At 54.1% G+C, this 23,979-nt stretch carries 19 protein-coding genes and 1 pseudogene; 10 read left to right on the top strand and 10 right to left on the bottom strand.

Annotation, left to right across the window (positions count from 1 at the left end):
* Positions 1 to 206 precede the first annotated feature (206 nt).
* The 7 genes and pseudogenes from FE845_RS08805 to FE845_RS08775 all read right to left on the bottom strand — a co-directional run bounded on the left by FE845_RS08805 (position 207) and on the right by FE845_RS08775 (position 7,914).
* A complete protein-coding gene (locus FE845_RS08805; RefSeq protein WP_200363541.1) occupies positions 207 to 1,430 on the bottom strand; it encodes a CaiB/BaiF CoA transferase family protein in 1,224 nt (407 codons plus the stop codon).
* 55 nt (positions 1,431 to 1,485) lie between these two features.
* Positions 1,486 to 2,295, bottom strand: a complete 810-nt coding sequence (locus FE845_RS08800; protein WP_200363539.1) for an ABC transporter permease subunit — start codon at positions 2,293 to 2,295, stop codon at positions 1,486 to 1,488.
* The gene (locus FE845_RS08795; RefSeq protein ID WP_200363537.1) at positions 2,292 to 3,224 is read right to left on the bottom strand and encodes an ABC transporter permease subunit; all 933 of its coding nucleotides are present in this window, start codon (positions 3,222 to 3,224) and stop codon (positions 2,292 to 2,294) included. Before FE845_RS08795 ends, FE845_RS08800 begins: the two co-directional genes overlap by 4 nt.
* A complete protein-coding gene (locus FE845_RS08790; protein ID WP_200363535.1) occupies positions 3,221 to 4,360 on the bottom strand; it encodes an ABC transporter ATP-binding protein in 1,140 nt (379 codons plus the stop codon). Before FE845_RS08790 ends, FE845_RS08795 begins: the two co-directional genes overlap by 4 nt.
* 79 nt (positions 4,361 to 4,439) lie before the next feature.
* Positions 4,440 to 5,209 (bottom strand): annotated as a pseudogene (locus FE845_RS08785) (extracellular solute-binding protein).
* Between the two features lie 45 nt (positions 5,210 to 5,254).
* A complete protein-coding gene (locus FE845_RS08780) occupies positions 5,255 to 6,565 on the bottom strand; it encodes an NAD(P)/FAD-dependent oxidoreductase (protein ID WP_200363533.1) in 1,311 nt (436 codons plus the stop codon).
* Positions 6,565 to 7,914 (bottom strand): glutamine synthetase family protein, encoded by a 1,350-nt coding sequence (locus FE845_RS08775; protein ID WP_200363531.1) that lies wholly within the window; start codon positions 7,912 to 7,914, stop codon positions 6,565 to 6,567. The genes FE845_RS08780 and FE845_RS08775 overlap by 1 nt, the downstream gene beginning before the upstream one ends.
* A 123-nt stretch (positions 7,915 to 8,037) precedes the next feature.
* On the opposite strand from FE845_RS08775, the gene FE845_RS08770 reads away from it, so the two are divergent.
* Positions 8,038 to 8,733: a GntR family transcriptional regulator gene (locus FE845_RS08770; protein WP_200363529.1), complete on the top strand. Its 696-nt coding sequence runs from the start codon at positions 8,038 to 8,040 to the stop codon at positions 8,731 to 8,733.
* Between the two features lie 3 nt (positions 8,734 to 8,736).
* Here the strand turns inward: FE845_RS08770 and FE845_RS08765 are convergent, their stop codons facing one another.
* Complete coding sequence (locus FE845_RS08765) at positions 8,737 to 9,618, bottom strand: substrate-binding domain-containing protein (RefSeq protein ID WP_200363527.1); 882 nt, start codon at positions 9,616 to 9,618, stop codon at positions 8,737 to 8,739.
* Between the two features lie 39 nt (positions 9,619 to 9,657).
* On the opposite strand from FE845_RS08765, the gene FE845_RS08760 reads away from it, so the two are divergent.
* From FE845_RS08760 to FE845_RS08725, 8 genes are all read left to right on the top strand, one after another.
* Entirely contained in the window at positions 9,658 to 9,954 is a 297-nt protein-coding gene (locus tag FE845_RS08760) for an NAD(P)H-dependent oxidoreductase subunit E (protein WP_320159682.1), read from the top strand.
* 17 nt (positions 9,955 to 9,971) lie between these two features.
* The gene (locus tag FE845_RS08755; RefSeq protein WP_200363525.1) at positions 9,972 to 11,546 is read left to right on the top strand and encodes a formate dehydrogenase beta subunit; all 1,575 of its coding nucleotides are present in this window, start codon (positions 9,972 to 9,974) and stop codon (positions 11,544 to 11,546) included.
* Between the two features lies 1 nt (position 11,547).
* The gene (fdhF, locus tag FE845_RS08750; RefSeq protein ID WP_200363523.1) at positions 11,548 to 14,484 is read left to right on the top strand and encodes a formate dehydrogenase subunit alpha; all 2,937 of its coding nucleotides are present in this window, start codon (positions 11,548 to 11,550) and stop codon (positions 14,482 to 14,484) included.
* Positions 14,465 to 15,340, top strand: a complete 876-nt coding sequence (fdhD, locus tag FE845_RS08745; protein WP_200363521.1) for a formate dehydrogenase accessory sulfurtransferase FdhD — start codon at positions 14,465 to 14,467, stop codon at positions 15,338 to 15,340. The genes fdhF and fdhD overlap by 20 nt, the downstream gene beginning before the upstream one ends.
* A complete protein-coding gene (locus FE845_RS08740; RefSeq protein WP_200363519.1) occupies positions 15,337 to 15,564 on the top strand; it encodes a formate dehydrogenase subunit delta in 228 nt (75 codons plus the stop codon). Before fdhD ends, FE845_RS08740 begins: the two co-directional genes overlap by 4 nt.
* Positions 15,565 to 15,567: 3 nt before the next feature.
* The gene (locus tag FE845_RS08735) at positions 15,568 to 17,553 is read left to right on the top strand and encodes a diguanylate cyclase domain-containing protein (protein ID WP_200363517.1); all 1,986 of its coding nucleotides are present in this window, start codon (positions 15,568 to 15,570) and stop codon (positions 17,551 to 17,553) included.
* A gap of 107 nt (positions 17,554 to 17,660) precedes the next feature.
* Positions 17,661 to 19,214 carry a methyl-accepting chemotaxis protein gene (locus tag FE845_RS08730; RefSeq protein ID WP_200363514.1) on the top strand — a complete coding sequence of 518 codons (1,554 nt, stop codon included), beginning with the start codon at positions 17,661 to 17,663 and terminating at the stop codon, positions 19,212 to 19,214.
* A gap of 682 nt (positions 19,215 to 19,896) precedes the next feature.
* The gene (locus FE845_RS08725) at positions 19,897 to 20,883 is read left to right on the top strand and encodes a hypothetical protein (RefSeq protein WP_200363512.1); all 987 of its coding nucleotides are present in this window, start codon (positions 19,897 to 19,899) and stop codon (positions 20,881 to 20,883) included.
* A 265-nt stretch (positions 20,884 to 21,148) separates the two neighbouring features.
* On the opposite strand, the gene FE845_RS08720 is transcribed toward FE845_RS08725, so the two are convergent.
* Entirely contained in the window at positions 21,149 to 22,459 is a 1,311-nt protein-coding gene (locus tag FE845_RS08720) for an NAD(P)/FAD-dependent oxidoreductase (RefSeq protein WP_200363510.1), read from the bottom strand.
* Between the two features lie 187 nt (positions 22,460 to 22,646).
* Here FE845_RS08720 and FE845_RS08715 point away from each other — a divergent pair, with 187 nt between their 5' ends.
* Positions 22,647 to 23,207 carry a TIGR00730 family Rossman fold protein gene (locus tag FE845_RS08715; protein WP_200363508.1) on the top strand — a complete coding sequence of 187 codons (561 nt, stop codon included), beginning with the start codon at positions 22,647 to 22,649 and terminating at the stop codon, positions 23,205 to 23,207.
* A 24-nt stretch (positions 23,208 to 23,231) separates the two neighbouring features.
* Here the strand turns inward: FE845_RS08715 and FE845_RS08710 are convergent, their stop codons facing one another.
* Entirely contained in the window at positions 23,232 to 23,972 is a 741-nt protein-coding gene (locus tag FE845_RS08710) for a spermidine synthase (protein WP_200363506.1), read from the bottom strand.
* Positions 23,973 to 23,979 lie beyond the last annotated feature (7 nt).

Genomic DNA, 23,979 nt, shown 5'->3' with positions numbered 1-23,979 from the left:
CCGCCAGAGTTCGCTGGCAATGTGCAGATATTCAGGCGTTAAGGAGGGGCATATACAGGTTAGGTAAAACCACCCGCACTATGCCTTGCTTTCGATACCTTTCAGTATCTCTGTAAAGCACATTTGTATCAAATGCTTGGCGGGTGGATTTTACGTGTTGAGTGGTCATAAGTTCGCTTTTATCGGGTTTGGCTAGTGGTCTTGCACTACACCACGCCCTTACTTTTTAACTCTTCGATCTCGTGAGAGGTTTTGTTCAGAACCCTTTCGAGTACTGCCGAAGTGTCTTCCCCTAATGCAGGTGGTGCCTTGCGGTATTCCAGCGTCGTTTTCGAGTACTTGATTGGGTTAGCTACACCTTTTACAGGGCCATGGGTGGAATCCAGAGTTACCTCCATGCCGCGGGCTTGAACTTGTGGGTCAGCAAATACCTGCTCTATGTCCTGAATCGGCCCGCAGGGCACACCAATTTCGTTGAGAAGTTCTGTCAACTCTTTGAGTGTTCGCTTTTTTGTTTCAGTGGTTAGCAGGTTGATGAGTTCAACCCGGTGCTCCACCCGCTTCGCGTTGTTTGCAAAGCGTTCGTCTTTGGCAAGCTCGCCAAGACCAATGGCCTCGCAGAAGCGTTGAAACTGCCCGTTGTTCCCGACGGCAATAATGATTTGCTCGCCATTCGCTGTGGGGAATGGCTGATAAGGCACGAGGTTGGGATGATAGTCACCGGTGCGCTTCGGCGGCGTGCCGCTGCAGAAATAATTCTGCGCTTGATTGGCAAGCCAGCTCACCTGAACATCGAGCAGAGCCAGATCAATGTGCTGTCCTTCACCGGTTTGAGTTCGGTGATATAAGGCGCCCAGAATGGCAATCGTGGCATTCATGCCAGTGGTCAGGTCGGCAACGGCTACGCCAACGCGTTTCGGGCCTGCACCTGGCTGGTCATCCGCTGCGCCGGTGATGCTCATCAGGCCACCTTGGGCCTGAATAAGATAGTCGTACCCAGCCATGTCCTTCATTGGGCCTGTGTGCCCAAAGCCGGTGATCGAACAATAGATCAAGCCGGGGTTGATGGCTGAGAGCGAGGCATAATCCAAACCCTTGCTGGCAAGCCCTCCGGTTTTGAAGTTCTCGACCAAAATATCACATTGGCTCGCCAGCTCCCGGATTAGCTTCTGGCCTTCGGGCTTGCTGATGTCTACGGTAAGCGAGTGCTTACCTCGGTTGGCTGCAAGAAAGTACGCAGACTCACAGGTATCTTCACCGCTTTTGGCTTTAAGCCAAGGTGGCCCCCAGAGGCGCGTGTCATCACCGCTAACAGGCCGCTCAATTTTGATAACTTCGGCACCCATATCTGCAAGAATCTGGGTGCTCCAGGGACCTGCCAATACGCGGCTGAGGTCTAGTACACGCAACTTTTCCAAGGGGCCTGCCATAGTGAACACCTGTCGTAATAAAAAGTCGGGAAAAGGCCTTGAGCCCGCCCCACGTTCAGCTTTGTGACATCTTATTGCTGCGGTTTACCTGCAAGGCAGCAACAATGATACCCAGTGAGGCAACACCGATAATAATCGCCGCCAGAGCGTTTACATCCGGGCTGACGCCCAACCGAACTTTGGAGAAGATAACCATCGGAAGGGTCGAGGCACCAGGGCCAGACACAAAGCTGGCAATCACCAGATCATCCAAGCTGAGGGTAAAGGCCAGCAGCCACCCCGACATCAGCGCCGGAGCGATCACGGGTAGTGTTACGTCGAAGAATACCCGTACCGGGCGCGCGCCGAGATCCAGCGCAGCCTCTTCTATTGACAGATCCATATCCACCAGCCGCGATTGGATAATCACTGCCGCATAGGCTGCACCAAAGGTTGAGTGCGCGATAATGATCGTCAAAATACCACGGCCCCCGGGCCATCCAATTAGGCCTTCCATTGCGACGAACATCAACAGCAGCGACAGGCCTATGATCACTTCAGGCATCACCAGTGGTGCGGTAATCATCATGCTTAGCAGTGTCTTGCTGCGAAAGCGCTGGAACCGGATCAACACGAAGGAAGCCACTGTGCCAATCACAACCGACAGGGTTGCGCTGGCCAGTGCGATACGTACGCTGACCCATGCCGCATCCAGAATTTGTGGGTCACGGAACAGCTCGCCGTACCATTTCGTCGAAAACCCGCCCCAAACCGTCACCAGTTGGCTTTCATTAAAGCTGAAGATGACCAGTGACAGAATTGGCGCATAGAGGAATGTGAAACCGAGAATGCCGACGATCATAAGAAACCGGGATTTACGCTTCATTGGTTTTCTCCCTCGCTTGCTGATTGCGCCCAACGCAGCAACATGATGGGGATCACCAGAACAAACAGCATCACGATGGCAACGGCCGAGGCAATCGGCCAATCGCGGTTCGAGAAGAACTCGTTCCAAAGCACCTGGCCAATCATCAAGGTGTCTGGCCCACCCAAAAGTGCCGGGATAACAAACTCACCGACTGCGGGAATGAATACCAGCATGCAGCCTGCGATGATCCCGCTCAGCGAAAGCGGCAAGGTGACAGTAAAAAAGGTGGTGATCGGGCGTGCACCCAAATCCGCAGATGCCTCAAGGTAGGCCTCGTCCAGTTTCACCAAATTGGCATACAACGGGAGGATCATGAACGGAAGATAGGTGTAAACGATGCCGACATAGACCGCAAAATCTGTCTGCAACATCACCAGCGGTTCGTCGATGATACCTATGCCTATTAGTAAGTTGTTGATAACACCGTTGCCCTTGAGAAAGCCGATCCATGCATAAACACGCAGTAGAAATGACGTCCAGAAGGGCAGTACCACCAGCATGAGTAACAGGTTGCGTCGGTCCGGTTCCGAGCGCGCAATCAAGTAGGCCATCGGGTAGCCGATCAGCAGGGCTATCAGTGTAGAGACGCCGGCAATTTTCACTGAACCCAGATAGGCCGCTACGTAGAGAGGGTCCTCCAAGAGGAACAGGTAGTTACCGAAATTCAGGCTAATCCTGAAAAATCCATCCACCCATTCAACAATTGGCAAATAGGGCGGCCGTGCAATGGCCGCTACAGAAAACGAGATTTTTGCGACCACCAAAAACGGAATCAGGAAAAAGATCAGAAGCCAGACGGTAGGAATAGCGATAACCAGAACGCGCCCCTTGAGCCCCATCCGGCCCAGAAGAGCTCCAATCCGGGAACCCAGTGGCAAGCTGCTCATGACGTCACCACTACCCCGGCACTGCCGTCCCAGCCCAGGTTCACACGATCACCGTAGTTCAGTGTGCTCTCTTCGGAGCGGGTGAGATTGGTTTGGGTAACGCGCAAACGTTTGCCGTTGTCCAGCCGTATCTGATACACCGACGCATCACCCATGTAGGCAATCTCATCAATGGTTCCGGTCAGCTTATTGCGCAGGTTGCCCAGATCACCCTTGCTGATTTGCACTTTTTCCGGTCGCACCGCAACGGCAACCTTTTGGCCTATCACACCGCTGATGCTGTGGGGAACATAGATGTCCAAACCGGCCTCGTGCGACGCTACAATTACATGGCTTTCACCGTCTTCGGCAATACGTCCCTCGAAGATATTCACCGAACCAATGAAGTCGGCAACAAAACGGTTTCGCGGATATTCGTAGATCTCGCGCGGGGTGCCCACTTGTACGATTTCACCGGCAGTCATAACACCTATCCGGCTCGATAGTGTCATCGCCTCTTCCTGATCATGGGTGACAACCACAAAGGTCACACCCAAGCTTTCCTGAATCTTGATCAGTTCGAACTGGGTTTCTTCGCGCAGTTTTTTGTCCAGTGCACCGAGTGGTTCGTCCAACAGCAAGAGTTTGGGCTTTTTAACCAGTGAGCGGGCCAGCGCAACACGCTGGCGTTGTCCGCCCGACAGCTGGTTTGGCTTGCGTTTCGCAAACCCGTCCATTTGCACCAGTGACAGGATATCGGATACCCGTTTGGCGATTTCCGCCTTTGGCAGTCCGTCGCGCTTTAGCCCGTAGGCGATGTTCTTTTCCACGGTCATGTGTGGAAACAGCGCATAGGATTGGAACATCATATTGGTGGGGCGATCGTAAGGTGCGATGCCAGCCTGATCTTGACCGTCGATGATAATCTGGCCCGAGGTCGGGGTCTCGAATCCCGACAGCATTCGCAGCAAGGTCGACTTGCCACACCCCGACCCGCCCAACAGGCAAAAAATCTCACCTTTATAGATGTCCAAAGACACATCATAGACCGATGTAAAGTCGCCAAACTTCTTCGTCACATTTTTGATTTGTAGAAACGGTGCCGCGGTCGGGTCGGCCCAGGGTCGTGCATCTGACATTGAGATAGCTTCGGACATGACGGTTTCCCTGCCCCTCAAAAGCGAAGTTTTGTTGATGGCGCCCGCCCGCCGTTACTCAGGGCAGTGCGCCACTGGCTTACTTGCCTGTCTTGATCGTGGTCCAGGTGCGGGTCAACATACGGTCATAGCGCGCGGTATGTGGCTTGGAAACGAACATCTTCAGCTTGATGTCCTGAGGGGGATAAATGCCCGGGTCATTCGCAACGTCTTCGTTTACGAATTCTGTAGCAGCGGTGTTCGGGTTGCCGAAATACACGTAGTTGGTGATGTCGGCGGCAACTTTTGGTTCGAGAATGTAGTCGATGAACTTCAACGCGTTTTCGGGGTTGGGTGCATCATCAGGGATGGCCATCATGTCGAACCCGATCAATGCGCCCTCTTTCGGGATTGTATAAGCAACCTTCGTTCCTTGGCCTGCTTCTGCTGCACGGTCGCGTGCTTGCAATATGTCTCCGGAATAACCGACTGTCAGGCAGATATCGCCATTCGCGAGATCGTTTATGTATTGTGAAGAATGAAAGTAGCGGATGTAGGGGCGAACGCCCAACATCAGTTTGCTCTTGTCAATTTTGCATACAGGCCAGCTTGCGCCTGACGGGCGAGAAACTCTATTGATGGCACCACCACATCGTAGCCGCTGGCGCCAGTCAGCATTTTGGCCTCCAGAACTTCGTTGCTGTCAAACACGTCATAGTTGACCGTGATGCCGGTTCTCGCTTCGAAGTTGGAGATGGTATCTTCGGCTACATAGTCGGACCAGTGATACACATTCAGGTTACCGCTAGCCCATGCTGTGCTGGCGGTCAGCGTTATTGCACCAATGATCATTGTTTTTGTTGTTTTCATAGTGTTTTCCTCAGTCATTCTTATTGTTGATCAGATTCTTGTTGGTCAGACTCCCAGCTTGTCACGCAATCCGTACCACCAAGAGCCCACCACCGAATAGGGCACGCGGAACACACGGCCTCCCGGGAACGGGTACCAAGGCACCTGCGAGAACACGTCGAAACGGGTCATATCGCCATGGATTGCCTCGGCAAGGATACGGCCGAAGGTATGTGATCCGGTCACGCCATGGCCGCTGTAGCCATGGGCAAAGTAGGTGTTTTCGCCAATGCGGCCCATTTGTGGAACACGGCTGAACGACAGAGCGAAATTGCCGCTCCAGGCGTAGTCGATTTTTACTCCTTTGAGTTGCGGGAATACCTTGTCCATGTTGCGTTGTAACTTGGCTTTGATATCGCTGGGGTCGGCGCCACCGTACACGGTGCCGCCACCAAACAGCAGCCGCTTATCGCCGGACAGGCGGTAGTAATCAAGGATGTAACGGATGTCCTCAATACACACATCGGTGGGGATCAAATCCAGCGCCCGTTGTTCACCTAGAGGCTCGGTGGCCATTATCTGGGTCGATACCGGCATAACACGTGGTGTTAGTGTGGGGACTACGTGCCCTAGATAGGCATTGCCGCAAAGCACCAGAGTTTTGCAGGTCATTGTGCCTTTGGCGGTTTTGACCACGGGCCGCGCAGCATGGTGGTCGACGTCGATAACCGGTGACATCTCATAAATAATGCCGCCGTTTTGCTCGATTGCCGCTGCCTCGCCCAAGGCCAGATTCAGCGGGTGCATGTGGCCACCTGTATGGTCGATCATGCCGCCTGCGTACAGATCGGAATTGACGTGCTTGCGCAGTTGGTCTTTATCCAGCATTTCCTGATTTTTCAGGCCATAGCTGGCCCAGAGTGCCATGCGCTCCTCAAGTTCGCGCATGTGGGCGCTGGTGAGGCCGGTAAAAATGTTCTTGTCCTTGAGGTCACACTGAATATTGTAGGTGCTGACGCGCTCGCGGATAATCTCGCCGCCTTCTTGCACAAGCCCGGCCACGAAGGTGGCGGTATCCTGTCCGTAGCGTTTTTGAATGGTTTGCAAACTGGCATTCAAGCCGTTGACTATTTGCCCGCCGTTTCGCCCGGAGGCGCCCCAACCAACCCGGGCTCCTTCGATAATTGCAACTTTGTAGCCCTTTTCAGCAAGGAAAAGGCCCGTTGATAACCCGCTGTAACCGGCACCAACAACGCACACGTCGATCTGTTGATCTCCGGTCAGTTCCGGCCGTTCCGGCGCGGGATTGGCTGAGGCTGCGTAGTAACTTGCGGTATGGCTGCCGTCGCCGGCATAGGTTTGGCTCTGGGAGCTCATCACACGACCTCCAGATAACTGTCATATTCGAAATTGGTCACGTAACGGGCGAATTTCCGCAATTCCTGCATTTTGCATTCGACCAGCATCGTTTGTAGCCGTTTGGAGAAGATGGTCGATACATCTGCACCCTTCTGGAAGGCGTCGATAGCTGTTGCCCAATCCAGTGGCAGGTTGTCCAGCTTCATCGAATAGGCGTTCCCCGTAATGGGCGCCGCTGGCTGCAGGTTGTTCTCGATACCGAGAAGCGCACCGCCCAGAATGCTGGTTAACACGAGATAAGGGTTGGCATCGGCGCCTGCGACGCGATGCTCTATGCGTCGCGCTTTCGAATCACCGCCGGGAATGCGGATGGCTGCGGTTCGGTTCTCATAGCCCCATGCAACGTTGGTCGGAGCATGGGCGCCGGGCAGAAGTCGACGATAGGAGTTTTCATGGGGCGCGAATGTGAGTGTGTTTTGCTGCATCGTCGCCAGCAACCCGGCCACGGCGTTCAGCATCAGTGTTGTGCCTTCTTCGCCGCCGTTATCGAAGACATTTACGCCGTTCTCGTCGATCAGTGAGAAGTGTGTGTGAAAGCCGCTACCAGAAAGGTCGCCATAAGGCTTTGCCATAAAAGTGGCCGCAAGCCCGTGTTTGCGGGCAATGCCGCGCACGAGTCGCTTGAAGAGCACGGCATCGTCGGCGGCACGCAAAGGGTCAGCAACGTGGCGCATGTTGATCTCGAACTGGCCAGCTCCGTTCTCGGAAATCGCTGCGTCTGCGGGGATACCCTGTAACTCGCAGGCATCGTAGACATCGTTCAGGAATTCATCGAAATGCTGCAGCTCATCCAGCGACAGCGCCCCGTCGGATTCCAGCCGCTTGCCGGTCACCGGAGAACAGGGCGCTTGCGGATGGTCTTCCGTCGGATCAACCAGATAAAATTCCAGCTCGGTCGCCACTACAGGTGTCAGTCCGCGCGCCTTGTATTGCTCGGCCACGCGCGCAAGCGCGCGGCGCGGATCGCCGGGAAAGGGTGTGCCGTCTTCCTGCCGCATCCACAGCATCGCCAGAGCCGTCGGGCGGCTGGTCCAGGTAATCGGCATCAATGGGCGGCCGGTGAAATCGCATAATCCGTCGGAATCGCCAGTCTCGAAAACCAGCTCGTTGTTTTCGACGTCCTCGCCCCAGATATCCATGCCAACTATCGACAACGGCATCCGCAGCCCGCCGTCTATAACCTTGGCCAGCTGGTCAACAGGAACGCGCTTACCTCGCATGGTGCCATTCAGATCACACACACAAGCAAATATGGAATCAATCTCGGGATGCTGTTCCAGCCAAGCTTCGGCCTTATTATCAGACATGGGTCACCTTGCGATACCGTTTCAAAAATTGTGATATCATTCGCTAATTATTTATATCATTATATTAAATGTGTCAATGTATTTTGATAATATTATCCCCTTCACAAACTCTGGGGCTGCGTGATGACCGGTAACGGCGAACTCAATATTCCTGATATTCCAGCGATATCCGGGACGACCACACAGGAATACGTTTACGAGCGCCTTCGTAACGCGATTATGCTGGGAGCCATTGAGCCCGGCACCTCGCTAACAATGCGAGGATTGGCCGATTGTTTGGGACTTAGTCCAACTCCGGTGCGCGAGGCGGTGCGACGGCTTAGCTCGGAGCATGCGATACAAATCAAGGACAACCGGCGCATGACTGTGCCTTTGATGACTCTCGACCGCTTTGAGGAGCTGGTTGCTCTGCGCATCGCGATAGAGGTCCATGCAGCCAAGCGGGCGCTGCCGTACATATCGGATGTGATCATCGAAAAGATGACCGAAATGGATGACAGAATGGACGGGCTTATTATCGACAGAGACCTTGATCAACTAACCTTGTTGAATCAGGATTTTCATCGCACGCTGTACACGGTTAACCCGGCCCAGACCTCAATGCCGATCATTGAGAGTATCTGGCTGCAGTTGGGTCCTTTTCAGCGTCAGGTTCTAACGAGAGTGGCCGAGTACTACGAGGTGGACCGCCATAAAGAAATTCTGGCAGCGCTAACGACCCGCGATGCAATGGCTCTGGAAGACGCCATTACCAACGACATCAGTGACGGTGTATTGAAGTCTGGCCAAAACTTGCTTGCCACAATAGGTGCGGCATAAGGGCTATCCGGCATTGTCAGCAAGCGCTTCAAACGTTGTGATCTCGCCGGGGTTGTCGGGCTCGTAGCCGGGTATGCTGCCGATACGATCAACCAAAGCGGGGCAGTTCATAACGTCGGTCAGGTTCTGGAGCGCTTCAGAGGGCAGGCGATCCTGACGATAGATCAACATGTAATGCTCGCTCGCCATTTCAATAAAGTTCAAGTTGAACTGTTCGGCAGCCGCCTGCACCCCGAACCCCACTTCTGCCATCCCCGACGCGACAAAGGCGGCAATTGCCGTGTGGGTGAACTCCTGCTGGGACGTTCGGTTGATGCTGTCTGCGGCGATCCCTTGTTGCTTTAACAGAAGGTCAAAAAGAACTCGAGTACCTGAGTGGCGGTCACGGCTGATAAAGCTTAGGCCGGAGGCGCTGAGGTCTTGTAGCGTGCGAATGTTTTCGTGCTCGCCTTTGCGCATCAGCAAGCCTTCACGCCGAGTAACAAAACGGATTAACCGATGGTCGTTGTCGCTCAGGTGTTTTTTGTAGTGGCTGATTATCTGCTGGGCGAGTGATGGGCACGTAGGTAGGTGAAAGCTTGCGATATCACACTCTCCACGGTTCAGGGCCGAAAGCGCTTCTTCCGGGTTCCGGTACTGCAGGTTGATGTTTATCCGTTCCGAGAGCTCGGGCAACAAGGCGACGGCGTAGCCGTGGCTTGCGTGTAGGCGCAGGGTAGGTTTCACGCCTGCTAGTAGTTGCTGAATCTGGTCGTTCAGCTCGGCAGTCATACTGTCGATTTGCGGGCCAAGTCGCGCGGTAACCCTATGCTCTGCCCACAACAGTTTTTCCCCCAATGCAGACAGCTGACTGCCCTGACCTTTGCGCATGATAACCAGTGGCATACCCAGAATATCTGTACCCCGATTGAGCAGGTTCCATGCGTGCCTATAAGAAATGCCAACGGCTGCGGCAGCAACCTGCTGGAAGTATGCCGTGCGGAAGCTTGTCAGGCCCGGGGTGGCCGCGCATTTGAACGACACGTTCAGGAAAAGCTGGGTGTTGACTACCACCAAACCACAGCAGACAACGAGTTCACCCTCGAGCCTGTGTATTGCCTGGGCAATTGTGCGTGTGGCCCTTCTATTCGCATAAACAACGAAACGGTCGGGCGAATGACTCCACAGAAATTTGACCAGTTGGCGGACAAACTCACAACGTCTGTCCTTCAGCTCAAGTAATAGCAGGAGCAAAACTCATGACAGTAACAGTGTATGTGCCCTGCGATACCACAGCTCTTTCTCTGGGTGCAGACAGAGTGGCACAAGAGCTGCTGAATGCGGCAGCCACACTCAATCTGGATATCCACTTGGTGCGGAATGGCTCGCGCGGTTTGTTCTGGCTGGAGCCCTTGGTGGAAGTGCAAACGCCCTATGGCCGTATGGCCTATGGCCGTATGGCCTATGGCCCTGTGGAACCCGGTCAAGTGAACGAACTGGTGGCCGCTGGCTTATTTGAGGGGCAGCCGGACCACCCCTTGTATCTGGGGGATATCACACAACATCCCTACTTGCAGCAACAGCAGCGCCTTACCTTTGCCCGAATCGGCATTACCGACCCTGTCTGTATTGAAGACTACATTGCCCACGGTGGCTTTGCAGGGCTGAAAAAAGCCGCAGCGCTTAAGCCCCAGGGCATTATTGATGAAGTAAAAACCTCTGGCCTGCGCGGCCGGGGCGGGGCTGCCTTTCCCGCAGGCATCAAATGGCAAACCGTGCTGGATGAGCCTCACGAACAGCAAAAATACGTGGTGTGCAACGCCGATGAAGGCGATTCCGGCACCTTTGCTGATCGCCTGGTAATGGAGTGTGACCCCTACATGCTGATTGAAGGCATGGTGATTGCTGGTCTGGCGGTGGGCGCGACTCTGGGCTTCATATACGTGCGTTCGGAATACCTGCTGTCCAAAAAAATGCTGGATGAAGCCATTCGCAGGGCAGAAGCCCACGGCTATCTGGGAGATAACGTTTGTGGCAATGGCCGCAAATTCCGCCTGGAAGTGCACCTCGGCGCAGGTGCCTATATTTGTGGTGAAGAAACCTCATTGCTGGAAAGCCTGGAAGGCAAACGCGGGCTGGTGCGTTCCAAGCCACCACTACCGGCTATTAAAGGCTTGTTCGGACAGCCCACGGTGGTAAACAACGTGCTGTCGCTGGCGGCGGTGCCTTACATCATGGCCCACGGCGGCAAAGCCTATGCGGATTACGGCATGGGCCGCTCACTGGGCACCCTGCCCATTCAGTTGGCGGGCAACATCAAACAGGGTGGTTTGATCGAATTGGCCTTTGGCGTGACCCTGCGCAAAATTCTGGAAGAGTTCGGTGGCGGCTCGTTTAGCGGTAGGCCTATGAAAGCCGTGCAAGTGGGCGGCCCGCTCATGGCCTACATGCCGGAAAGCCAGTGGGACACTCCGATGGATTATGAAGCCTTCGCCAAGCTCGGCGCAGGCATCGGCCACGGTGGTGTGGTGGTGTTTGACGACACCGTGGACATGGGCGAACAAGCCCGGTTTGCCATGGAGTTCTGCGCTGTTGAATCCTGCGGCAAATGCACCCCCTGCCGGATTGGCTCGGTGCGCGGCGTGGAAGTGATTGATCGCATCCGTGCCGGTGAGAACCGGGACAGCAATCTGGAACTGCTGGAAGATCTGTGTGAAACCATGGTGGACGGCTCCCTTTGCGCCATGGGCGGCATGACCCCCTTCCCGGTTCAGAGCGTGTTGAAATATTTCCCCGAAGACCTGATGGCCAGTCCGCGCCCGGTGGAGGCTTGATATGTTGCATTACTACGATCCCGGCACCCAAAGCTACAAGCCTGGCAAGGACGGCCTGAATCCGGATTTTGATTCTTTTTCCAGAGATCTGGGCACACCGCCCAGTCTCTCAGAAGAATTGGTATCCATATCGGTGGATGGTCGTGATATCACGGTTCCTGAGGGCACCTCGGTATTACGCGCAGCGGCATTGGCCGGCATCAACATTCCCAAACTGTGCGCTTCCGACAACCTGGAAGCCTTTGGCTCCTGCCGCCTGTGCGCGGTAGAGATCGAAGGCCGCCGCGGTTACCCGGCCTCCTGCACTACGCCTGTGGCGGAAGGCATGTCTGTAACCACCCAGACCGGAAAATTGGCAAAGTTGCGCCGCAACATCATGGAGTTGTATATCTCCGATCACCCGTTGGACTGCCTCACATGCCCGGCCAACGGCAATTGCGAACTGCAGGATGTGGCTGGCGTAGTGGGCCTGCGGGAAGTGCGTTACGGGTTTGAGGGCGAGAACCATCTGGATGCGGAAACCGACAGCTCCAACCCCTATTTCAGCTTCGACCCCAGCAAATGCATTGTCTGCTCACGCTGCGTGCGCGCCTGCGACGAGGTGCAGGGCACCTTTGCGCTGACCATTGAAGGCCGCGGCTTTGATTCCAAAGTGGTGGCCAGTCAGAACGACCCGTTCATGGATTCCGAGTGCGTCTCCTGCGGTGCCTGTGTGCAGGCCTGCCCCACATCTACGCTGATGGAAAAGAGCGTGATTGCAGAAGGCCAGCTCGAGCACAGCATAGTCACCACCTGCGCATACTGCGGTGTCGGCTGCTCCTTCAAGGCTGAGATGAAAGGCGATCAGGTTGTGCGCATGGTTCCTTACAAAGGCGGCGAAGCCAACCATGGCCATTCCTGTGTGAAAGGCCGGTTTGCCTTTGGCTATGCCACCCACGAGGATCGCATCAGGGAACCGATGATTCGCGATTCCATCAACGACCCCTGGAAAGTCGTGTCCTGGGACGAAGCCCTTGCATTCGCAGCGAAAAAACTCAAAGACACTCAGGCCCAATACGGCCGTGAAAGCATTGGCGGCATTACCTCCTCTCGCTGCACGAACGAAGAAACCTATCTGGTGCAGAAACTGGTACGGGCGGCCTTTGGCAACAACAACACCGACACCTGTGCGCGCGTGTGCCATTCCCCCACCGGTTATGGCCTCAAAACCACCTTGGGCGAATCTGCCGGCACCCAAACCTTTGATTCGGTAATGAAGGCCGACACCATCATGGTGATTGGTGCCAATCCAACCGACGCCCACCCGGTATTTGGCTCGCTGATGCGCAAGCGTTTGCGTCAGGGTGCCAAGCTGATCGTAATCGATCCGCGCCGCATTGATTTGGTCCACACGCCCAATGCCGAGGAAGGCCTGCACCTGCCGCTGCGCCCCGGCACCAACGTGGCCATAGTGAATGCCCTGGCCCATGTGATTGTGACTGAAGGCTTGGAATATCAGGAATTCATCAACAGCCGCTGCGACACAGAGGCCTACAACACCTGGCGTACCTTTATTGCGGAAGAACGTAACTCCCCCGAAGCCATGGAAGCGGTTACCGGCGTACCTGCAAGTAAAGTACGGGAAGCCGCCCGCCTTTATGCCAAGGCGGGCAACGGCGCCATCTATTACTGCCTGGGCGTAACTGAACACAGCCAGGGTTCCACCATGGTGATGGGCATTGCCAACTTGGCGCTGGCCACGGGCAACATTGGCAAAGAGGGTGGCGGCGTGAACCCGTTGCGCGGGCAAAATAACGTGCAGGGTTCCTGCGATATGGGCTCTTTCCCCCATGAGTTGCCGGGCTACCAGCATGTGAACGATCAAGTCGTGCGTGAGCCCTTCGAAGCTGTATGGGGTGTGCCCATCGATAACGAACCGGGGCTGCGCATTCCGAATATGTTTGACGCAGCCATCGCTGGCAGCTTCAAGGCTCTTTACGTGCAGGGCGAGGATATTGCCCAGTCAGATCCCAACACCCAGCATGTAGAAGCGGCGCTGAAAGCATTGGACTGCCTGATTGTGCAGGACATCTTCCTGAACGAAACCGCCAAGTTCGCCCATGTGTTGCTGCCAGGTTCCACCTTCCTTGAAAAGAACGGCACCTTCACCAACGCGGAGCGCCGCATCAACCGCGTGCGCAAAGTGATGGAGCCCGTTGCGGGCATGGAAGATTGGGAAGTAACCATGGCGTTGTCTAACGCTCTGGGCTACCCCATGCACTACAACCATCCATCTGAAATCATGGATGAAATTGCATCGCTAACCCCCACGTTTACCGGCGTGAATTACGACAAGCTGGAGCAACTGGGCAGCATTCAGTGGCCCTGCAACGATGAGTACCCGGATGGCACGCCCACCATGCACACGGTGGAATTCCCCATCGGCAAGGGCCGGTTTGCAGTAACCGAGTATCTGGCTACTGAAGAGCGTGCAAGCCGCCGCTTCCCGCTGCTGCTGACCACCGGGCGAATCCTGTCCCAGTACAACGCCGGCGCCCAAACCCGTCGCACAAGTAACAGCGACTGGCACGAAGAAGACGTGCTGGAACTGCACCCCAGCGATGCAGAACTGCGCGGCGTAAAAGACGGTGACTGGCTGGGCATCAGCAGCCGCGTTGGCCACACAGTGCTGCGGGCAAAGGTGAGTACCCGAATGCTGCCGGGCGTGGTTTACACCACCTTCCATCACCCGGGCAGCGGTGCCAACGTAGTCACCACCGATAACTCCGATTGGGCAACCAACTGCCCGGAATACAAGGTAACCGCCGTTCAGGTCGAAAAAGTGTCTCAGCCATCGGATTGGCAGCGGGATTTCGTGGATTTCGACAAACGCCAGCAGGCACTGCTGAAACTGGCCATGAGTACGCAGGAAAATAGCCATGCCAATACTCTCAAATAATCAGAGGCCCGCTGCTGTGGCTGAACCACCTGGCAAAACCTCGCCACCCGCCGTGAGCGAGGTCTGGGTAAATGTTCGCGGCGGTATCGAGGGCGCGCGCTCCCATGATCTGGTTGCGGAAGAAGTACCCGTGGCTATGGTGTACAACGGAGTGTCCCATGCGGTGATGATGGCGTCGCCCTGTGATCTTGAGGACTTTGCTCTGGGTTTCAGCCTGAGCGAAGGCATTTTGCAGCGACCGGACCAGCTGTTCAGTATCGAGATAAAACCCGGCGAAGACGGCATTGAAGTGCAAATGCACATTGCCGGTGATTGCTATGCCCGCCTGCGAGAACAGCGCCGCAACATGGCAGGCCGAACCGGCTGCGGGCTCTGCGGTACGGAATCCCTCGCCCACGTGGTACGAACCCTAGAGCGGGTAGCCCCACAGCCGCTCCCCGGCGACAAGGCTGTGCAGGATGCGCTGAGTAATTTGAAAAAACACCAGCCGTTACAGCTGCAAACCGGTGCTACCCATGGTGCAGCCTGGTGCGATTTGCAGGGCTGCATAGTGCTTGCCCGGGAAGATGTAGGAAGACATAACGCACTGGATAAACTGTTTGGTGCGCGGCTACGACAGCATGCTGATCAAGCCTTCACAGAAGGCTTTGCACTCATCTCTAGCCGGGCCAGCTTTGAAATGGTGCAAAAAAGCGCCAGCGTGGGTATAGGGAGCCTGGTGGCGGTGTCTGCCCCTACGGCTCTGGCCATTCGCGAGGCCGAAAAAAGCGGCATGAACCTGATCGGATTTGCCCGCCCCGGCCGCCACGTAATCTATGCCCGTGGCGCGGTAACGGCTCAGGAGAAAACGTTGTGAGCGACCCGCAGTTGAACAACCTGATTAAAATGCTCGACCAGATAATAGCCAACAACCTACACTATGGTGACAAGGTGACAGATGTCGCCGCCGAACATTTGCATAGGTTCTGGGCCCGCAGTATGAAGCAGCAAATAGTTGCTCATGCTGACCAAAGCCCGGAAGAGCTGTCTGAGTTGGCGCGAACAACAGTTATAAAGATGAAGTCACACACCACCCGGTAGCACATGTCTGAAATTGGTAAGCAGGGCCATGGGTATGTTAAGTCGGCTTTGATCACTGGCTTGCTTTGTGCTGCGGCATTTACGGCCATTGTATACGGCGCAGTCAGTTATCAGGCGGGTGAACAGCTTGCGGATATCAAGATAACTGAGCAGGCCAAGGTAAGATTGACTTCAGGACTGCTTACACAAATTTTTGATTACGCCGCAAATGACCTGCGGGCGATATCAAAACTGCCGGCAACTGAAGCGTTCAATCGATCCCGTACCGAGATTGAAAAAGATCGGCTTAAGCAGGTCTTTCGGGTACAGCTTGAGCAAAAATCAATTTACAGCCAGATCCGTTTTCTTGATGGTGAAGGCGCTGAGCTGGTGCGGCTCGACTATCTGTTCGGGCGCAGCCTGATTACCCCTGAGGAGCAACTGCAGTCTAAAAGCACCCGCTATTATTTTTCCAATACCATGTCGATGTCCGAAGGCGACGTGTACGTCTCTCCTCTGGACCTAAATGTTGAAAACGGCAAGGTCGATGCCCCGTACCTTCCCATGGTTCGGTTTGGCGTGCCCGTTTTCGATGACAGTGGTCAAAAACAAGGCGCTGTGATTCTCAATATGTTGGGGCAGTCGCTTCTGGACACTTTCAAACAGAGCATGGGCGAAACCTACCCAGCGTATTTGCTCAATAGTGACGGCGGTGTGCTTTCCGCCCCGGATAGAAACAGCGAGTGGGGATTCATGTTTGGTCTGCCTTCCGCGTTCAAACGTGAGCATCCGCAGGCTTGGCAACTGATGCTGCAAAGCGCCAGGGGCAATGTTGAAACACCTGCCGGCCTGTTCGTGTTTGAGACCGTTCGGCCACTTGAGGGCTTAGGCTCGTCGGCAGACAGCGAGGATTACTTCTGGAAGGCCGTGTCGTTTTTACCGCACAGGACACTGCCAACGACAGCAATCTTTGTGAACCCTTGGGTTGTAGGCCTTTATCTGGCCAGCGTTGTGCTGTTGTTGGTGGCAGTGTTCTACTTTCAGTTTTCCCGGCACAAACGTCGCGAGCTAAGGCGAGAAAACACACAGCAGGCCCGTCGCTTCTGGAAAATCTCCAGCGTGCTAGGCGATGGCTTGATCGTGATGGACAGTGAGGGTGTTGTTACCTATATCAACCCGGAGGCTGAGCGCATCTTGGGTTGGAGCTCTGAGGAAATCGTCGCCAGACAAGGGCACGATGTATTCCACGTGCATGAGGGAGATGAATCCAGCTGTTCCATCCTCAACGTAATGAATACCCGCGAGCTATACCGGAGTAAAGACGAGGAGTTTCGCCGAAAAGATAATGCCACCATCCCGGTCATACTGAATGCTGCTCCGCTAACCAGCGATACCGGCGAAGAGGGTGTGGTGATTTCGTTTCAGGATTTTTCCGAGATAAAAGAGTATCAGGAAAAGATCCACACACTTGCCTATCAGGACATTCTGACAGGCCTCCCCAACCGGCGGGCTCTGGACGACCGGCTGAGCCTGGCTATCGCACTTTCAAGACGCCATTCCCGTTATCTCGGGCTGATGTTCCTCGATCTTGACCACTTTAAAGAAGTGAACGACACCCTTGGCCATGATGCCGGCGATAGCCTGTTAAAAGAAATTGCAACAAGGCTACAACACTGCGTTCGAGAAACAGATACGGTAGCGCGCATGGGTGGGGATGAATTCATCATCCTGCTACCAGAGGTATCTGCCCCGAAAAATGCCATAACAGTCGCTGAAAAGATCATTCAGGCAGTTGCAGAGCCCGTCTATATGCCTGAAGGGGTGGCGCGGGTGGGTGTGAGTATTGGAATTGTGGTTGCTCGCGGCGCGGGCGTTACTAATGAGGGGCTCATGCAAAGTGCCGATGCGGCGATGTATGAGGCGAAGCGAGCAGGTAAGAATCGGTTTTTTATAAGCGAGCACGCTCTGCTCGATGACGAGGGTGGTAGCGGCAACCATGGAGACTATTGAACCGAAACTCATTTGTTAAAGGGAATATGTAAACTGTAAATATTTTACACATTGACAATTCTGTACCACAGTAAGGTGACAAGGATGGTCACTGTGAGGCGATCGATGTGAGAAAAAACCTGCCAATTACAGATACTGAGTACACCTTTCCAGAGTCGCAAAAGCTCATATCGTCGACCGATTTAAGAGGCAAAATCCGCCACTGCAACCAAGCCTTTGTGGAAGTCAGCGGATTTACACGGCAAGAACTCATCGGCCAGCCACACAACATTGTTCGCCACCCCGATATGCCCCCAGATGCCTACGAAAACATGTGGTCACATCTGAAAGCGGGCACCTCTTGGATGGGCATGGTTAAAAACCGGCGCAAGAACGGTGACTATTATTGGGTTAGTGCCTACATAACCCCCGTTACTGAAAACGGCTCGGTTATTGGGTATGAGTCGGTCCGTTCCTGCCCCTCCAGAGCTGATATAAAACGAGCAGAAAAACAGTACGCCAAAATCCGACAGGGCAGATCACACAAGTCGCTTTTGAAAAGGTTTTCGCCGGAATCTCTATTTCTGGCCGCTATTCTGGTTATTGCAGCGCTCACATTTTTTACCGGCCAAGCGTTGATATCGGAAGCTGTACTTTTGTTTGGTGTGGTTACTTATATTCTCTGGGCGCGGCGCTCGCAGCGCCGGTTGATAGACTCAGCGATGCAGCTTCTCGAAAAAAGCTTTACAGACGACCTCGCTGCGCACAGTTATACCGATGATGATCTTGAAACCGGGCGTATGAAAGTCGCAATAATGGCGCAGAAAGCCCACCTGGACGCTGTGCTCACACGCTTGGAAGACTCCGCCGGAGAAGTGAAAAGCGGCGCTGTGCAGGGGCTTGAAGTAACCCATGAGTCCCATGAAGCTCTCAGAAAACAGCAAGCGGAAATCAGCAATGTGGCGGCCTCTGTGCATGAGGTGTCCCAAACCATCACCGAAGTGTCTTCCAATGTTCAGAACACAGCCCAAAAGGCCGAGGAATCCCGCTCGTTGGCGGATCGAGGGGCGAGTGTTATCGGAACAACCCGTGAGGTCATTGAGGGCCTACAAACCACCGTGCACAGCATCAGTGAATCGGTTGGCGAACTGGCGACTGAAACCCAGAGAATCGCAAGCGTTGCCAAGATCATTGAGGAAATCGCAGAGCAAACTAACTTATTGGCCTTGAATGCAGCCATTGAGGCAGCCCGGGCGGGTGAGCATGGGCGCGGGTTTGCCGTTGTGGCGGATGAAGTGCGAGGTCTTGCCAAGCGGACACAGGATTCAACTCAGGAAATTCACGGCATCATCGAAGCCTTACTCTCGAGAACCTCCACCTCTGTACGTGCGACCGATGAAGGCAGAAAGTCGGCTGATAGCGGGCTTGCCCACATGCTGGAAGCCGAAACCACGCTTGGGCAAATAGCCGAGTCGGTTGGCACCATCGCAGAAATGTCTATCCAGATGGCAGCAGCCGTAGAAGAGCAAGCCCAAGTGTTTGATCAAATTAACGAGCAGGTTGAACACATCTCCAGCTTGGGCTCTGATAGCCTGCATAAAGGGGAACTGGCCATCGACCGGGTTCAGCAGATGGAAAATATTGCTGGGCAGCTGCATGAGTTGGTGGTGCGGTTTAAATAGATGGGTTTTAGTGGGCCTAATTGGACGGGGGAATGCTCAGAAGTACCTGAATAGCTAGGTTGGCCGAGTGAATAATGATCAAGCAGCCTCTTCACTCGCACGCCTGCCAGAGATAAGCCCGCTTCTCTGGGAAGCAGATAAACAGCATTGATTGACTCGCCGCTTGGCTTCTGCACTTTATTATCTACGGGATGCCCGGGCTCCCCCGGCCCGAAGTAATGGGGCGAGGACAGGTGTGTCTGGACGATGTCTTCTGATCAATAATTAGCCGCTCGAGGCCTAAAAGGAACCGGTAGGGCGACAGGCCACTTAGTCTGACAGAGTCGGTGGCAGCCTATGAGAAATCCGGACTAAACGCCAGGTTTTTTTACAGACCTTCTATGCTATTGAGAAGTTTGCAAATTAATTCCCGTAAAACATGAGTTTAGAGTTTGGTCCGTAAATTGCTAGATATCTGATTCAGAATCCTGATGTTTCGTCCGGTTTTGAGTTTTATAAGGTCAGGCTGTGTATACGCGTGAAATAAATAATGGATTGGTGTGTTCGACGTGACGCGACAGATGGTTAGCAACCTACTGCAAATGACGGAAGAGGACCTAGACTATTTCCCGAATTTGTAAATGAGTATGCATTCTGGAACTGCCGTGTTCGCGGCAATATTGAACCTCAAAAAGGGACTAACATGAAGATGACACCGTTATTCAGAATATTCCTGAGTGTTTTGGTAATCTCGCTGGCCGCTTGTGGCGGAGGAAGTAGTGGCAGTGATGGCAGTGGCAGTGATGGAGGTGGCAGTGATGGAGGTGGCAGTGATGGAGGTGGCTCAACCGATCAGGGAGCCAGCTCTATTGTAAGCCTTATGGGTTCGGATACAGGTGAGTTGGGTAGCACCGCTGAGGTCAATTTCTATGCCTTCAGGGAAAACTTTGCTGGAGCCAGTCTTTTCCTTTCTGCTACGAGCAGTGGGTCCGCGATGAACTTCGTGCGTTTCGGTATGGGTGAACTGTCTGAATCGGACCTAGATCCCGCTGCGTTTACTTTAGACGAATCTAATGCCGTGGTTTTTAATATCACGGATATTGGTGTTTCTATACGTATAAACTTAAATGGCGCGGCCTATCTTTACAGTATTGCCTGCCTGTCAGGCTGCATCGGCGTTGATTTTGACACCGCTACTCGCACGTTAGTGCTTGATAGTGTGGTACTAGATCCCACCATGGGTGGCGAGTCGGACAGTCAGGCTATGGGCCCTTTGACATTGGACGGCACAATTGTCTGGACAGAAGCAGATGAAAACCCTCTGGCTCCGCCTTCCACTTCAGGCACTGGGACGGTTCCGGTTCGCACCTCCGATTTGACGTTGGCTGATCTTGTAGGTGTTTGGGACAGCGGTTTTGGTGACGACGAAATTTACACAGTATTCAAAAGCGATGGTACCTATGTCGATTATGATTATATGGGGGATTCGGTCGACATGGGTCAGAACTGCTATGAAGTAGAAGAAAGCACCATCACCGATTTGGGTAACGGCCAGTTCCGTATTGGCAACGACAGATTTGGTACTTTCTACTTCGCCGGAAATTCGCTCGCTTTCGAGGCGCCGGAAGCAATCTATTTTCTGGACACCACGACAGTGTTGGAGTCGGATTTTTCTCCTTTGTGTAATTAGCTTGAAGGGTCAGGTCGCAACTAAGTTTCCGCTACCACGGAGCCACCGAAAGAGATCGTGCTGGACTTTGATGGTAGCGGTATTCCGCTTTCAGTATCAGGCGACGTTCTCGAAATACCCTCGCTGGGTGGTTGCTCGCCTGACAGAAACACGCTGACAAAGCACAGCAGCAAATAATTAAGCTCCATTAGAGTAAAGCGTGATACTTAATAGTTTGTGGGCTGCGCTTAATCTGATGCTCCACAGAACACATTCCACACTGCCATCAATGCAACTTCATCCGTGGCTGCATCGCCCTACCAATCTTATCCATAAACCAGATCACGCCAGTGCGCAGAAAACCGTGCAATGCCACCTGGTGCATGCGGTAAAGTGATACGTAGAACAGCCGGGCTACCTTACCTTCGATGTACATGCTGCGGCCCGAGAGGTTGCCCATCAGGTTGCCTACGGTGGTGTAGTGGCTGAAGTTGATGAGTGAGCCGTAGTCGTTATACACGAAGGGTACTGCGTCTTTGCCTTCCAGTCGGTTACACAGAGTTTTAAACAGAGTGTCGGCCTGCTGGTGTGCGGCCTGAGCGCGGGGTGCCACGGGTCTGTCAGAATCCGGTTGTGGGCAGGCGGCGCAGTCGCCAAAGGCGAAAATGTTGGAATCCTGAGTGGTTTGTAGCGTCTGATGCACGATCAGCTGGTTGCTGCGGTTGGATTCCAGACCATCAAGGTTGGCAAGGAAGGCGGGCGCTTTAATGCCAGCAGCCCAGATCGTCATTTCCGAAGGCAATTCGGTGCCGTCTTTCAGTACGACAAGGCCAGAGCGAATCTCGCTGACGGGCTGGCCGTTCAAAACCTTCACATTTTGGTGCTCGAGTTCTTTGGTGGCCGCTGCCGATAATCTGCCGGGAAGTGCAGGCAAGATCCGGTCGGCTGCTTCAATCACAGTGATGGATACATCGGAGGCTTTCAGATGGTTCATGCCGTACACCGGCAGCTCACGTGATGCCGTTCTCAGCTCTGCTGCTAGCTCAACGCCGGTAGCACCTGCGCCTATAATACTGATGTTGAGCCTGTGATCCCGACCGTGCAAGCCTTCGTGGTTCTTGCGCAGGAAGGCATTGAGCATCAGATTGTGAAAGCGCCGTGCCTGCTTCAGGCTGTCGAGAAATAGGCAATGCTCTTGTGCGCCGGGGGTGCCGAAATCGTTGGCGGTACTGCCCACGGCAATAACCAGCGTGTCGTACTTAAGGTGGCGTTCGGGGACCACTTCGTTGCCGTCTTCATCAACAAAAGGGGCGATGACCAGCTCCTTGGCTTCACGGTTGAGGCCGTTCATGCGCCCAAGCTGAAATTCGTAATGGTGTTTACGGGCGTGAGCGCGGTAGTTTACTTCGTTGGAATTGGCATCCAAGGAGCCGGAGGCAACTTCGTGCAGAAGGGGTTTCCAAACATGGGTAAGACCTGCGTCTACCAAAGTAATCCGGGCTTTCCCTTTTTTGCCGAGTTTCCTGCCTAAACTTGTAACAAGTTCGAGACCGCCAGCGCCACCGCCGACCACAACAATGTGATGTAGATTATCCATAGCATTCAGACCTTTAAGTAATGAAAGCCAAATGCTCTTGCGAAAAAACACTTGGCTGTCGTCACTGGGGCCAGCTTACGGGTAGGATACGGACGCTGAGGGGTGAATACTAACGCGCTCCGGTCAGCCTGCACAATTGGTCGGAATACCCATTGACCACTCACTACACAGCTAGAGACAGAAACATATGAAAGTAGCAGTTTACTGTGGTTCCCGTTCAGGTAACGAGCCGTTATATGCCGAGAAGGCCAGAGAACTGGGCGAGTTCTTCGGTAATAACGGTATAGACCTCGTGTTCGGCGGCGGGCATGTTGGCCTAATGGGCATTATTGCTGATGCGGTGCTGGCAAGCGGCGGCAAGGTGTATGGCGTTATCCCGCAGCATCTGGTTAACCGGGAGCTTGCACATCCGGGCCTTACCGAGCTGTTTGTGGTGGGCAACATGCACGAGCGTAAAGCGAAGATGGCAGAACTGGCCGATGGTTTCGTAGCGCTGCCAGGCGGCATTGGCACCTTGGAAGAAATCTTTGAGGTTTGGACATGGGCCCAACTCGGCTTTCACAAGAAGCCTTGTGCATTTTATAACGTGACTGGCTTTTACGATTCGCTGCTAGACATGGTAAAAACCATGGTTGCGGCCGGATTTGTGAAGCAACAGTACCTCGATATGATCGTATTGGCACACACTCCGAAAGAACTGGTTGATGGTTTTAGCAGCTATGTTCCGCCGCAGGAAAAGTGGGCTTGAAGATACGCAATGTGCGGCTCGCTTCTAAAGCCTGCTGACTCTGCTCATGAGTCGGCTCCAATCGATAGGTAGGCGTTTTTCGAGGTTGGCCAATACCGGGTCTTTCGGGTGTATGGCCTCGAAGGGCTGTTTGCTGGCGTAAACAACGGTGTTGTTGGTTTTGCTTTTAAACACCAGCAGCTCGGAAAAGTGCTTTCGAAGCTGGCGGAAGTAAGGCCCTTCGGGGTCTGGCGTGAGGTGGTAATTCAGTACCAGCCAACCCTTGGTGCTGAGCGCTCGGCTGCAGTTTTCTACAAACTGGCGCTGTGCCTGTGCAGGGCTCATCCGGTCTGCGCTGTAAAGGTCGGCTAGAATGATATCGGTGCTGGCGTTTGGCAGCTCGCTCAAGGCATTGCGGGCATCAGCAATGGTTACGTTTAGGCGTTCGCTACTGGGTAGCCCAAAATACTCCCGAGCTACATCCAACACCGCTTGGCGCAGTTCAACCGCGTGCACCTGACATTCCGGAAAAAGATGATGAAAGGCGCTGGCCATCACGCCGCCGCCAAGCCCTAGTATGGTGACGTGTTGTGGGTTGCTGAAGGCTGCGGGAAGTAACATCGCCCGGCTGTACTCATGCACGGGCACGTGCGGGTATCGCCGATCAATCTTGCTTTGCTCAAACACCGAATTGAAGGTTAGTACCCGATGTTTACGGTAGTCGATCACCAAAATGCTACCGAGTTTGTCCCGGCTGTGGTGAATAATATCGCCTTTGTTGAACATAGGGTGC

The sequence above is a fragment of the Marinobacter sp. 1-4A genome, from assembly GCF_016597725.1.
Classification (GTDB): domain Bacteria; phylum Pseudomonadota; class Gammaproteobacteria; order Pseudomonadales; family Oleiphilaceae; genus Marinobacter.
The sequence above is the reverse complement of the archived record's forward strand: the minus strand, read 5'-3'. Positions and strand labels throughout refer to the sequence as shown.

What these genes read in the sequence shown, in the direction of transcription:
- FE845_RS08805 (WP_200363541.1), bottom strand. Translation starts at nt 1,430, where the DNA reads ATGGCAGGCCCCTTGGAAAAGTTGCGTGTACTAGACCTCAGCCGCGTA.
- FE845_RS08720 (WP_200363510.1), bottom strand. Translation starts at nt 22,459, where the DNA reads ATGGATAATCTACATCACATTGTTGTGGTCGGCGGTGGCGCTGGCGGT.
- FE845_RS08780 (WP_200363533.1), bottom strand. Translation starts at nt 6,565, where the DNA reads ATGAGCTCCCAGAGCCAAACCTATGCCGGCGACGGCAGCCATACCGCA.
- fdhF (WP_200363523.1), top strand. Translation starts at nt 11,548, where the DNA reads ATGTTGCATTACTACGATCCCGGCACCCAAAGCTACAAGCCTGGCAAG.
- FE845_RS08770 (WP_200363529.1), top strand. Translation starts at nt 8,038, where the DNA reads ATGACCGGTAACGGCGAACTCAATATTCCTGATATTCCAGCGATATCC.
- FE845_RS08710 (WP_200363506.1), bottom strand. Translation starts at nt 23,972, where the DNA reads ATGTTCAACAAAGGCGATATTATTCACCACAGCCGGGACAAACTCGGT.
- FE845_RS08795 (WP_200363537.1), bottom strand. Translation starts at nt 3,224, where the DNA reads ATGAGCAGCTTGCCACTGGGTTCCCGGATTGGAGCTCTTCTGGGCCGG.
- FE845_RS08715 (WP_200363508.1), top strand. Translation starts at nt 22,647, where the DNA reads ATGAAAGTAGCAGTTTACTGTGGTTCCCGTTCAGGTAACGAGCCGTTA.
- fdhD (WP_200363521.1), top strand. Translation starts at nt 14,465, where the DNA reads ATGCCAATACTCTCAAATAATCAGAGGCCCGCTGCTGTGGCTGAACCA.
- FE845_RS08725 (WP_200363512.1), top strand. Translation starts at nt 19,897, where the DNA reads ATGAAGATGACACCGTTATTCAGAATATTCCTGAGTGTTTTGGTAATC.
- FE845_RS08765 (WP_200363527.1), bottom strand. Translation starts at nt 9,618, where the DNA reads ATGCCACTGGTTATCATGCGCAAAGGTCAGGGCAGTCAGCTGTCTGCA.
- FE845_RS08800 (WP_200363539.1), bottom strand. Translation starts at nt 2,295, where the DNA reads ATGAAGCGTAAATCCCGGTTTCTTATGATCGTCGGCATTCTCGGTTTC.
- FE845_RS08735 (WP_200363517.1), top strand. Translation starts at nt 15,568, where the DNA reads ATGTCTGAAATTGGTAAGCAGGGCCATGGGTATGTTAAGTCGGCTTTG.
- FE845_RS08790 (WP_200363535.1), bottom strand. Translation starts at nt 4,360, where the DNA reads ATGTCCGAAGCTATCTCAATGTCAGATGCACGACCCTGGGCCGACCCG.
- FE845_RS08775 (WP_200363531.1), bottom strand. Translation starts at nt 7,914, where the DNA reads ATGTCTGATAATAAGGCCGAAGCTTGGCTGGAACAGCATCCCGAGATT.
- FE845_RS08755 (WP_200363525.1), top strand. Translation starts at nt 9,972, where the DNA reads ATGACAGTAACAGTGTATGTGCCCTGCGATACCACAGCTCTTTCTCTG.